General features: G+C 44.1%; 9 protein-coding genes. All 9 read left to right on the top strand.

The annotated features are described in order from the left end of the window. Positions 1-32 precede the first annotated feature (32 nt). The 9 genes from pnp to FM038_RS18575 all read left to right on the top strand — a co-directional run bounded on the left by pnp (position 33) and on the right by FM038_RS18575 (position 12,804). Positions 33-2,141, top strand: a complete 2,109-nt coding sequence (gene pnp / locus FM038_RS18615) for a polyribonucleotide nucleotidyltransferase (protein ID WP_142870524.1) — start codon at positions 33-35, stop codon at positions 2,139-2,141. A 224-nt stretch (positions 2,142-2,365) separates the two neighbouring features. Further along, on the top strand, positions 2,366-3,259 hold the full coding sequence (gene nlpI / locus FM038_RS18610) for a lipoprotein NlpI (protein WP_142870523.1): 894 nt from the start codon (positions 2,366-2,368) through the stop codon (positions 3,257-3,259). Between the two features lie 198 nt (positions 3,260-3,457). Beyond that, a complete protein-coding gene (gene prfC, locus FM038_RS18605; protein ID WP_142870522.1) occupies positions 3,458-5,038 on the top strand; it encodes a peptide chain release factor 3 in 1,581 nt (526 codons plus the stop codon). Positions 5,039-5,321: 283 nt separating this feature from the next. After that, on the top strand, positions 5,322-6,101 hold the full coding sequence (locus FM038_RS18600; protein WP_185965668.1) for a TatD family hydrolase: 780 nt from the start codon (positions 5,322-5,324) through the stop codon (positions 6,099-6,101). A 162-nt stretch (positions 6,102-6,263) separates the two neighbouring features. Then, on the top strand, positions 6,264-7,538 hold the full coding sequence (locus FM038_RS18595) for a NupC/NupG family nucleoside CNT transporter (protein ID WP_142870520.1): 1,275 nt from the start codon (positions 6,264-6,266) through the stop codon (positions 7,536-7,538). A 379-nt stretch (positions 7,539-7,917) separates the two neighbouring features. Further along, complete coding sequence (locus FM038_RS18590) at positions 7,918-8,760, top strand: nucleoside-specific channel-forming Tsx family protein (RefSeq protein ID WP_142870519.1); 843 nt, start codon at positions 7,918-7,920, stop codon at positions 8,758-8,760. Between the two features lie 498 nt (positions 8,761-9,258). Then, positions 9,259-10,032, top strand: coding sequence for a deoxyribose-phosphate aldolase (deoC, locus tag FM038_RS18585; protein ID WP_142870518.1), 774 nt, complete (start codon positions 9,259-9,261; stop codon positions 10,030-10,032). A gap of 200 nt (positions 10,033-10,232) precedes the next feature. Further along, on the top strand, positions 10,233-11,564 hold the full coding sequence (gene deoA / locus FM038_RS18580) for a thymidine phosphorylase (RefSeq protein WP_142870517.1): 1,332 nt from the start codon (positions 10,233-10,235) through the stop codon (positions 11,562-11,564). A 22-nt stretch (positions 11,565-11,586) separates the two neighbouring features. Beyond that, entirely contained in the window at positions 11,587-12,804 is a 1,218-nt protein-coding gene (locus FM038_RS18575) for a phosphopentomutase (protein ID WP_142870516.1), read from the top strand. Positions 12,805-12,817 lie beyond the last annotated feature (13 nt).

The raw sequence follows: 12,817 nt of genomic DNA, 5'->3' as shown, positions 1-12,817 counted from the left end.
ATTAAGATAATTAAATTTAAGGAATGGTTCACGTGAATCCAATCGTAAAGAGTTTTGAGTATGGTCAGCACACAGTCACATTAGAGACTGGGGTAATAGCACGTCAAGCAGACGCTGCCGTTTTAGCAAGCATGGGCGATACTACAGTATTGGTTACTGTAGTTGGAAAGAAAGAAGAAGAGCCGGGTCGCGACTTTTTCCCTCTTACCGTGAATTACCAGGAAAGAACTTACGCAGCGGGTAAAATCCCGGGTGGTTTCTTCAAGCGTGAAGGTCGTCCATCTGAGAGTGAAACGCTGATCGCACGTCTTATTGACCGTCCGATTCGTCCATTATTCCCTAACGGCTTCAAGAATGAAGTTCAGGTCATCATCACAGTGGTTTCTGTGGATCCTGAAATCAACCCTGATGTCATCTCTATGATAGGTACTTCTGCAGCCCTAGCTATATCTGGTCTGCCATTCAATGGTCCACTGGGTGTAGCACGCGTTGGTTATATCAACGGCGAATATATACTTAACCCTGAAGTTAGTCAGTTAGCCGAAAGTGACCTAGACCTAATCGTCGCAGGTACTGAAGGCGCTGTATTGATGGTTGAGTCTGAAGCTGCATCATTGGCAGAAGAAGTGATGCTAGGCAGTGTTGCCTATGGTCATGAGCAACAGCAAGTTGTTATCACTGCCATCAAGGAACTTAAAGCCGAAGCGGGCAAGCCTGCATGGGATTGGTCTGCTCCGGTTGCCGATGCAGACTTGGTTGAGAAGATCCGTGTTCTTGCCGAGGCTAATTTTGCCGCTGCATACCAGATTGCTGATAAGAGCGAGCGTCGTGATGCGGTTAACGCACTTAAGAGTGATGCTATCGAGAAGCTTGTTGCTGAGAATGCCGATATCGATCTACGTGAAGTAGGCAAGTTGCTTGGAAGTTTAGAGAAAAAAGTCGTACGTGGCCGCATCATAGCGGGTAACCCACGTATTGATGGTCGTGAGCCTGATATGGTTCGTGGTCTTAATGTGATGGCCGGTGTACTTCCACGTACTCACGGTAGCGCAATATTTACTCGTGGTGAGACTCAAGCACTAGTGACTTGTACTCTTGGTACCGAGCGTGATGCACAGAAAGTTGACAGCATCATGGGCGAGTACACTAACCGCTTTATGCTTCATTATAACTTCCCTCCTTACTGTGTGGGCGAGACAGGTTTTGTTGGTTCACCTAAGCGTCGTGAAATTGGTCACGGTAAACTAGCTTGGCGTGGTATTAACGCAGTTATGCCTTCTGCTGAAGAATTCCCATACAGCGTTCGTGTCGTTTCAGAAATTACTGAATCAAACGGTTCAAGCTCTATGGCTTCTGTATGTGGTACTTCTCTTGCTCTTATGGATGCGGGTGTACCAATTAAGACTTCTGTTGCTGGTATTGCTATGGGCCTAGTTAAAGAGGGTGACGATTTCGTCGTACTTTCTGACATCTTAGGTGATGAAGATCACTTGGGTGATATGGACTTTAAAGTTGCCGGTACTCGTGATGGTATCACTGCATTGCAGATGGATATCAAGATCGAAGGTATCACGCAAGAGATCATGCAGATCGCACTTCAGCAAGCTTATGGCGCTCGAGTTCATATCCTTAACGTGATGGACCAGGCTATTGGTTCACATCGTGATGATATCTCTGATCACGCACCACGTATCACCACTATCAAGATCAACCCTGAGAAGATCCGTGATGTGATTGGTAAAGGTGGCGCTACAATTCGTGCGCTTACTGAAGAGACTGGTACTACAATCGAACTTGATGATGACGGTACTGTTAAGATCGCATCGTCTAACGGTGAAGCGACTAAAGAAGCTATCCGTCGTATCGAAGAGATCACAGCTGAAGTTGAAGTCGGTACTATCTATAACGGTAAAGTTGTACGAATCGTAGATTTCGGTGCATTCGTGACAATTCTTCCAGGTAAAGATGGTCTAGTTCACATCTCTCAGATTGCTGAAGAGCGTGTTGCTAATGTTTCTGACTACCTACAGACAGGTCAAGAAGTGAAAGTTAAGGTGATGGAAGTTGATCGCCAGGGTCGTGTACGTCTTTCAATGAAAGAAGCACAACCTAAAGCAGAAGCTGCACCAGCTGCAGAATAAGCGTTAACTCGTAAAACGATTGAAAGGAGACCTTAGGGTCTCCTTTTTTGTGCTTGGTCGTTTTCTTATGTGTTAAAACCTACTGTCTAAGCTTTATCAATGTAAAGCTTTGCCGATTTCTAGCAATAAGCTGAATGAATTGATAAAAAATTAAATCCCTGATAGCCGTAGTGAAAGGGGATTGCTATGATTAGCTGCATAGCAGAACTCAAAGGGTTAAATGGATGAATCAAAAAATGCGGACCACCGCAGTCGCTGTTTTGGCTGGTATGAGTATTTTTCTGACTGGATGTATATCGACTCAGTCTGGCGGTAGTGAGCTAGGGAAAGTGATGGTCTCACCAGTTACTCCTGACTATAAACTTGAAATAACGTTAGCCAAGTTAAATGAAATTTTATCTGCTGTCGATTTAACTGATGGACAAAGAGCGCGTTTTCATTATGACCGCGGGGTGATCTACGATAGCGTAGGATTACGAATTTTAAGCCGTATAGACTTTCATCAGGCGCTGAAACTGCAGCCAAATCTTGCTGATGCTTATAACTTTATCGGCATTTACTATACTCAAGAAGGCGAGTTTGAGAGTGCTTATGAAGCATTTGATGCTGTATTAGAGCTGTCTCCAGAATATGATTATGCTTTCTTAAATCGGGGTATCGCACTTTATTATGGCGAGCGTGATGAGTTGGCTATAGCAGATATGCAATCATTCTATTCTTTAGAGCCTAAGGATGGTTATCGCGCCTTATGGTTGTACTTAACCGAAAGCAAGCAAGGTATAGAGGTCGCCAAGACACATCTGGCAGAGAACCGTACTCAGTTAGCCAACAATGCATGGTCTAGTATACTGGTTGACTATTATTTAGGTAAAAACAGTAAAGAGCAGGTATTTACTGCAGCAAAACAGGGGCTGTCACACCCAAATGAATATGCTGAACGCTTATGTGAAGCTTATTTTTATATTGCCAAAATTGCCCAACAGCAAGGACAATACAGTGATGCAGCGAATTATTTCCGTTTGACACTCGCCACCAACATCTATGATTTTGTTGAGCACAGGTATGCGAGAGTCGAGTTAGCGCAGCTTAATGCTAAAATGAAGCAGCAGTCTGAATAAATAAGTCTAAGTGTCGAGTAAGAAATGCCACTTTTTTAAGTGGCATTTTTGTATTTATCAGTTTTTAATTGTTAGCTCTGAGCTTTATCGTCTCTGGGTTCTGAACAAGTGATATTTCAACGGTCAGTCATCTAGCTAATTTGTACACTAGGCGCTATAATTGCCGGCTTTTAGCACTCCACGAATCTGCAGGTAATCATGTCAGGCTATAAAGTTGAAGTCGACAAGCGTCGTACTTTCGCCATCATTTCTCACCCGGATGCGGGTAAAACCACTATTACCGAGAAGGTACTTTTGTTCGGAAACGCCCTACAAAAGGCTGGTACGGTAAAAGGTAAGAAGTCAGGGCAGCATGCCAAGTCTGACTGGATGGAGATGGAGAAAGAACGTGGTATTTCTATTACTACGTCTGTGATGCAGTTTCCCTACAGTGATGCCTTAATCAATTTACTCGATACACCGGGTCACGAAGACTTCTCCGAAGATACTTATCGTACCCTAACTGCGGTAGATTCTTGCTTAATGGTTATCGATTCAGCCAAAGGTGTTGAACAAAGAACGATTAAGTTAATGGAAGTGACTCGTTTGCGTGATACGCCTATCGTGACTTTCATGAATAAATGTGACCGTGATATTCGTGATCCGCTTGAATTAATGGATGAAGTCGAACAGGTCTTGAATATTGCTTGTGCGCCTATCACTTGGCCAATCGGCAGTGGTAAGGAATTTAAAGGTGTTTATCACTTACTGCGTGATGAAGTGATCCTTTATCAGAGTGGGCAAGGGCACACCATACAAGATTCAGTTGTCATTAAAGGCCTAGATAATCCGGCGCTTGATGATGTTATTGGCGCTTATGCGAGTGAAGTACGTGAAGAGCTAGAGCTTGTACGTGGTGCATCAAACGAATTCGATCACGAAATGTTTCTTGCTGGTGAACTCACCCCTGTGTATTTCGGTACGGCATTGGGTAACTTTGGTGTCGATCATATTCTGGATGGCATCGTTGAGTGGGCACCGACTCCACAGCCACGCGAGACAGAAGCTCGTGCTGTTCAGCCTGAAGATGAAAAGTTCAGTGGTTTTGTGTTTAAGATCCAGGCAAACATGGATCCTAAGCACAGAGATAGAGTCGCCTTTATGCGGATCTGTTCAGGTCGCTATGAACAAGGTATGAAGATGCACCATGTGCGTCTAGGCAAAGATGTTAATGTCAGTGATGCATTGACCTTTATGGCCGGCGATCGTCATCGCGCTGTCGTTTCTTATCCTGGTGATATTATTGGTCTGCATAACCACGGCACGATGCGAATTGGAGATACCTTTACTCAAGGTGAAAAGCTGCGTTTTACGGGGATCCCTAATTTCGCACCAGAAATGTTCCGTCGCATTCGTTTGAGAGATCCACTGAAGCAGAAGCAGTTGCTTAAGGGATTAGTACAACTTTCTGAAGAAGGGGCTGTGCAGGTTTTCAGACCTATAGATTCAAATGACTTGATTGTAGGCGCCGTGGGTGTGCTGCAATTTGAAGTTGTTGTTGGACGCTTAAAGACAGAATATAAGGTTGAGGCCATCTACGAAGCCATTAGCGTTTCAACGGCTCGTTGGGTTTATTGTGATGATGAACGCAAACTGGAAGACTTTAGACGTAAGTGTAGTAATAATTTAGCGCTCGATGGTGGTGATAATCTTACCTACATCGCACCGACTATGGTGAATCTGAACTTATCGATGGAGCGTTATCCTGATATCAAGTTTGCCAAGACTCGTGAAAACTAATCGTTAGCATGACTTGTTAGTCATTAAGCCCCACTCGTGAGATTGGGGCTTTTTTTATGAATAACGATTATCATGAGGTGAGGCGAAATCGAATTCAATATGTGAGGACTGCAGGGTGAAATGGATAAAGCAATGTTGGACAGCTTACACCAATTGGTGTGATCGCATGGGGCTAACACTTGAGAACCGCCGCAGTTGTGCGCCTAGGTTACAAGACCCGCCTTTAAAAACAAACCTTCTACGTACAGTAAGAGGCGATGAGAAGGGAGACTAGTTTATGCGGATAATCGACAGTCACGCGCATTTAGATTTTGCTGAGTTTGACTCAGACAGAAAACAGCTGTTTGACTCAATGAAACAAGCCGGGATAGAAACGGCCGTTATTCCAGGGGTATCTCCCGCACATTGGGATCAACAGTTAGCTATAGCTAAAGAGTATGTATGTCCATTTGGACTCGGGATCCATCCCTGGTTTTGTGATGAAGAAATAACCGTCAGCTTAGCTGAGCTAAAACTGAAACTCGAAAAGTATCAATTTGATCCAAAATTAGTGGCTATCGGTGAGTGTGGCTTAGATAAACTGCGTAATAAAAATTGGCAAGCTCAGATAGTGTCACTCGAAGCACAGCTCACGATGGCGAAACAGTTAGAACTGCCAGTTATTTTACATGTTGTAAAAGCACATAATGAGATGCTTTCTATATTAAGGAAACATGCATTACCAAAAGCGGGTGTGATACATGGCTTTTATGGCAGCGTGGAGATCGCCAACGAGTATATAAAACTAGGCTTTAAACTAGGGATAGGCGGGTTAATTTTAAATCACAATACTCAGAAATTAAAAAATTGCGTCGCTCATTTACCCTTAGATTCTTTCCTCATTGAGACAGATTCTCCTGCTATGACACCAAGTAATTCAGCAGAAACACGCAACACCCCCCTTATTTTGCAGTCAATTATCGTCGAAATAGCAAATTTACAAAAAAAATCGAGTGTTCTTATTTCAGAACATGCGTTTCGAAATGTGGTGCAACTCTTTGACCTTAAATTAAAATTAATTTAAACAGGTGTCAGTCGCATCGTAGTTTGTGACTAAGATACTGAAATTAAACTTCAAAAACATGATCGAAACGACGCTTTTGAGCTATTGCTCGGGTATAATCGAGCTCGAAAAAGGTTGGTTAACAACATAATTAAAAAGTATTAACATATAGGGTGATGGTTAATGGATATTTTAATGAGTCTAGTAGGGGTGGTCACCTTACTTACAATTGCTTTTTTACTTTCAAATGGTAAGAAGTCAATAAACTACCGTACCGTTGGTGGTGCGTTAGCTATTCAAGCTGCTTTCGGTGGCTTCGTTCTTTACGTTCCAATTGGTCAAGAAGTACTAGGTGGCGTTTCAATGGGTGTAGCCAGTGTCATTGGTTACTCTCAAGCGGGTATCAACTTCCTCTTCGGCGGTTTGGGTACTGACGCAATGTTCGCAAACGGTGTGGGCTTCGTCTTCGCTATCCGCGTTCTACCTGTCATTATCTTCTTCTCTTCTTTGATTGCTGTACTTTACTATCTAGGCATCATGCAACTTGTCATCAAGTTCATCGGTGGTGGATTGCAAAAAGCACTAGGTACAAGCCGTACAGAATCTATGTCTGCTACTGCAAACATCTTCGTCGGCCAAACTGAAGCTCCTCTAGTTGTTCGTCCGTTTATCGCGACTATGACCAACTCAGAGCTATTCGCTATCATGGTTGGTGGTCTTGCATCAATTGCTGGTGCGGTACTTGCTGGTTATGCAGGTATGGGCGTTAAAATTGAGTATCTAGTTGCTGCATCATTCATGGCGGCTCCTGGCGGTCTTATGATGGCTAAGCTTATGCATCCAGAGACTGAAGAAACTAACAACGACATGAACGACTTGCCTGAAGATGCAGACAAGCCAGCTAACGTCATTGACGCTGCTGCTGCTGGTGCTGCTTCTGGTATGCATTTAGCACTTAACGTTGGTGCTATGCTACTTGCTTTCGTTGGCCTTATCGCCATGCTTAACGGCATGATCGGTGGTCTTGGTGGTCTTGTTGGTTTTGAAAACCTAACTCTGGAACTTATCCTTGGTTACATCTTCATGCCTCTAGCATTCCTTATCGGTGTACCTTGGAGCGAAGCACTTGTTGCTGGTTCTTTCATCGGTCAGAAGATCATTGTTAACGAATTCGTTGCTTACCTAAACTTCGCTCCTTACCTAAAAGATATTGCTGATGGCGGTATGGTTGTTGCTGAAACTGGTGTTGCTATGACTGATAGAACTAAAGCTATCATCTCATTCGCACTATGTGGATTTGCTAACCTATCTTCAATCGCAATTCTACTTGGTGGCCTAGGCGCAATGGCTCCAAGCCGTCGTCATGACCTTGCTAAGCTTGGTGTTCGTGCGGTTATCGCAGCATCACTTGCAAACTTGATGAGTGCGACACTAGCGGGTCTATTCTTAGCGTTATAATCTCAAGGCAGCCTCTAGGGGCTGCTTTTTATGTCTAAGGTAAATCCAGTGGGTCTTCCCACTACTGGACTCTGTTCATGGGGGCAGGGTTCAAGTTAGCTCAACCATTTTTCGAAGTATTACCATTTACAACACTGCGCTCTTTATTAACATTCAGAGCGGAATGTGGTTAGACAGACATTGATTAAAATATGATTTTTTCTGAAGCTATGACTCAAATAGCATGAATAATCAGGTGTTTGTTCTAATGTTAGAATTTTGTGTTCGCATTTTAACTTAAATTATATTGTGATTTACGTAAATTTGGGTAAAATGCGGCGCCATAAGAAAAGAACGCTGTTTCATAAAAACAGCAAACCATAAATAAATGGGGTTGATGATGAAAAACGTTAAAACTATAGCACTAGCTACAGCGCTAGCAGCAACAGCTGCAATGGCTGCACCAACTTTCGCAGCAGATCGCGGCGAAGATATTCGTTCTGGCGATTACAGCTGGATGCAGTTCAACGCAATGTACGCGTTTGACGAGCTTCCATCTGGTGGCGAAAGCGGACATGATTACCTAGAAATGGAATTTGGCGGCCGCGCTGGTGTTGTTGACCTGTATGGTTATGTTGATGTATTCAACCTAGCGACAGGCGATTCAGGCGACAAGGCGACTGGTTCTGGCTCAAGCAAAATGTTCATGAAGTTTGCACCTCGCTTCTCTATCGATGCGATCACTGGCCTAGACCTTTCAGTTGGTCCAATCCAGGAAGTTTACTTCTCGACTCTATTTAACTGGGGTGGCGGCATAATCGGTGAAGATGTAAATGCATCTTTCTGGGGTGTCGGTGCTGATGTTATGGTTCCATGGTTAGGTAAGACTGGCGTAAACCTTTACGCTCATTACGACATGAACGGTAAAGAGTGGAATGGTTACCAATTCTCAATGAACTGGTTCAAGCCTTTTTACTTCTTCGAAAACGGTTCATTCGTTTCTTTCCAGGGTTATGTTGATTACCAGTTCGGTGCTGACGATCAATACGGTAACGAGTTCGTACCTATGACTTCTAGCGGTGGCGCTGCGTACTTCGGTGCTCACTGGCATTCAGACAACTACGCTTTAGGTTACGGTCTAAAAGCTTACAACGATGTATACCTTCTTGAAGATGGTGCTGGTATCGTTGGTCTAGAAACAACTGGTGTTGCTCACTACCTAACAGCTACTTACAAGTTCTAAGATCGATTCATAGACATTTGTCTTAGACTCGTACTTAGCAATAAGTAAGCAGATATAGAGCCAGATACTGGCTCTACTTAACACTCAATACGCGGAATCGAGTTCGGTATTGAGTGTTAATATTTACTTAAGCATGCAAGATTCAATGGCATATTTACGTAAATGTTAAACACGTTTTACGCGCTAAAATGGATTTTTCGCGGAAAGGCAGGAACCTTACACTATAGTGTAACGATTCAGTTCCCCTTCCCGGTCTTCAAGGATTCAAGTCGTGACCTTGTGTCAGGATAATAGCTATATTGTATATAGCGAACTGAATACCTGAATTATCAGATATCGCCTATGGTGATATCTAAGGCAATGCCCGAAGGCCCGGCCATAAAAATAATCAAAAATGCCCCTATTGGCACTGCCATAAGTAGACTTCTATTTCAATTTTACTATTTCAATTTTACTATTTTAACTTTTACACATTGAATATTGTTTCGGAGAACTATTATGAGCGATTTAAAAAAAGCTGCACAAAAAGCCATTGAACTGATGGATTTAACAACTCTTAATGACGATGATACCGATCAGAAAGTGATCGAACTTTGTCATAAGGCGCAGACCGCTGCCGGTAACACTGCCGCTATCTGTATCTATCCTCGCTTCATTCCTATTGCCCGTAAGACATTGAACGACATGGGCGCTGAAAGCGTTCGTATCGCAACAGTGACTAACTTCCCACATGGCAACGATGATATCGCAATCGCCGTATTAGAAACTCGTGCAGCCGTTGCTTATGGCGCTGACGAAGTTGATGTGGTTTTTCCATACCGTGCACTAATGGCCGGTAATGAAACTGTTGGTTTCGAACTTGTTAAAGCTTGTAAAGAAGCGTGTGGCGAAGAAGTTCTGTTAAAAGTTATCATCGAATCAGGTGTATTAGCCGATGCCGCTCTTATTCGTAAAGCATCAGAGCTTTGTATCGATGCAGGCGCCGATTTTATTAAAACATCTACCGGTAAAGTTGCCGTTAATGCCACTTTAGAAGCGGCTGAGATCATGATGACAGTGATCAGCGAAAAGAACACTAAGGTTGGCTTTAAGCCTGCCGGTGGCGTTCGTGATGCCGCGGCTGCTGGTGAGTTCTTGGCTGTTGCTGCTCGTCTTCTTGGTGATGACTGGGCGACTCCGCGTACCTTCCGTTTTGGTGCCTCAAGCTTGCTCGTTAACTTACTGCACACTTTAGAACTTGGCGATGCCGCTAAAGGTCCACAGGGTTACTAAGTCACAACAGCTATGTCAAACAGCCTTATTGTTTAAATATGCAGAATAAGGCTAATCTTTTTAGTTAAGTGTGATCTAAATCTAATTGAAGACATCAAAACTGGGCTAGTATCAAATGTAGCAAAGTTACAGTTTTGGTGTTTTATAAAAGAGTTTGTGGCTTAAAACTGAATTTTAGTTACAAATTCGGAGGCAGTACCATGTTTCTAGCACAAGAGATTATTCGTAAAAAGCGTAATGCTGAAGTTCTATCGAATGAAGAGATCCAGTTCTTCGTTAATGGCATCACAGATGGCAGTGTATCAGAGGGGCAAATAGCAGCCTTTGGTATGGCGGTTTACTTCAATGATATGAATATGGATGAGCGTATTGCTATCACTACTGGCATGCGTGACTCTGGCACAGTACTTAACTGGCAGAGCTTAGATCTAGACGGCCCTATCATCGACAAGCACAGTACTGGTGGTGTCGGTGATGTTATTAGTCTCATGCTTGGCCCAATGGCGGCTGCATGTGGCGGCTATGTGCCAATGATATCTGGACGTGGCCTAGGCCATACTGGTGGCACTTTAGATAAATTTGATGCCATTCCTGGTTATCAAACTGAACCAGATAGTGCATTATTCAGAAAAGTCGTTAAAGAAGCTGGTGTAGCCATTATTGGTCAAACTGGCGATCTAGTTCCTGCAGACAAGCGTTTCTATTCTATTCGTGATAACACCGCTACCGTTGAATCCATTCCGCTAATTGTTGCCTCAATATTATCTAAGAAGCTAGCTGCTGGTTTAGATGCATTGGCGATGGATGTAAAAGTGGGTAGTGGCGCATTTATGCCTACTTACAAAGACTCTGAAGATCTTGCTCGCAGTATTACTGCTGTGGCCAACGGTGCTGGGACTAAAACCACTGCATTGCTGACAGACATGAATCAAGTACTCGCATCTTGTGCCGGCAATGCGGTAGAAGTGAAAGAGGCTGTTGATTTTCTGACTGGCAAATATCGTAACCCACGTTTGTATGAAGTGACCATGGGATTATGTGCCGAGATGCTGCAATTAGGTGGCATAGCGTCAAGCGAAGCTGAAGCCAGACAAAAGCTTAATCAAGTGCTTGATAATGGTAAGGCCGCTGAAATTTTTGGCCGGATGATTTCAGGACTTGGTGGTCCGACTGACTTTGTTGAAAACCCAGGTTTATACTTACCTGAGTCGAAGATAGTGCGTCCGGTATATGCAGAACAGGCTGGTTTCGCCTCATCCATGGATACCCGTGAACTTGGGCTTGCAGTCGTTAGCTTAGGTGGTGGTCGCCGCAAACCTGGAGATGCACTCGATTACAGCGTAGGTCTAACCGAAGTTTGTGCTTTGGGTGATGAGATCACGACTGACAAACCGATTGCTATGATCCACGCACAGAGTGACTCGGCATTTGAAGAAGCTGCGGCGGCTGTTAGAGGTGCGATTAAGATCGCCGATAGCCGTCCTGAGAAAACGCCTGAAATTTATCGTTATATTCGCGCAGAAGATCTGTAACAAGGCTGCGTAAGAGGTTTTTATGAAAAGAACAATCATCATGATGATGGACTCATTCGGTGTTGGCGCTGCAAGTGATGCAGAGTCTTTCGGCGATATCGGGTCTGACACTTTTGGCAGCATAGCCAAAGCTTGTGCCGAAGGTAAAGCAGATATTGGCCGTGAAGGGCCACTAAAGCTACCTAATCTTTCACGCTTAGGTTTGGCCATGGCGGGTAAAGAGAGTACGGGTGAGTTTGCCGCAGGTTTCAGTGACAATGTTGAAATTATCGGTGCCTATGGTCATGCAGATGAACTGAGCACGGGTAAAGACACACCTAGCGGTCATTGGGAAATGGCGGGCGTGCCAGTCTTATACGAGTGGGGATATTTCTCTGATCTGACTAATTCTTTTCCAAAAGAGCTGACCGATAAAATTCTGGCTCGAGCTGGTCTCGATGGCTATATGGGTAACTGTCATGCATCTGGTACGGCTATTTTAGAAGAGCTTGGTGAAGAGCATATGCGCACTGGCCAGCCAATCTTCTATACTTCGGCTGATTCAGTGTTTCAAATCGCTTGTCATGAAGAGAGCTTTGGCTTAGAAAACCTTTACAATTTATGCATTATTGCTCGTGAAGAGCTTGAACCGTATAATATTGGCCGCGTGATTGCGCGTGCTTTCGTGGGGACTGACGCCAGTAATTTCGAACGTACCGGAAATCGTCGTGACTATGCCGTTGAGCCACCAGCAAAGACGGTACTCGACAAGCTTGCTGCTGCAGGCGGTGAAGTGGTTAGTGTCGGTAAGATTGCCGATATCTACGCACACTGCGGTATTACCAAGAAGGTGAAGGCTACTGGGCTTGAAGCCTTGTTTGATGCCACGCTTGAGCAAGTTAAACAAGCGGGTGACAGAACCATAGTGTTCACTAACTTTGTCGATTTTGACTCTCACTACGGTCATCGCCGCGATATCGCTGGTTATGCCAAGGCGCTGGAATATTTCGATTCCCGTATGCCTGAGATGCTCGAACTGCTCAACGAAGATGACTTGCTAATATTAACAGCCGATCATGGCTGTGATCCTAGCTGGAAGGGGACAGATCATACTCGTGAACGTGTACCTGTATTAGCACTTGGCGCAGGTCTAGCGGCTGGCTCATTGGGCCGTCGTAAAAGTTTCGCCGATATTGGCCAATCCATCGCGAGTTACTTTAAACTTGAGCCGATGGAATATGGTGAGTCGTTCGTTAAGTAATACATTTTAGTAC

Origin of the sequence: Shewanella eurypsychrophilus, assembly GCF_007004545.3 — a bacterium.
In the GTDB taxonomy this organism is placed as follows: Bacteria; Pseudomonadota; Gammaproteobacteria; order Enterobacterales; family Shewanellaceae; genus Shewanella; species Shewanella eurypsychrophilus.
The sequence above is the reverse complement of the archived record's forward strand: the minus strand, read 5'-3'. Positions and strand labels throughout refer to the sequence as shown.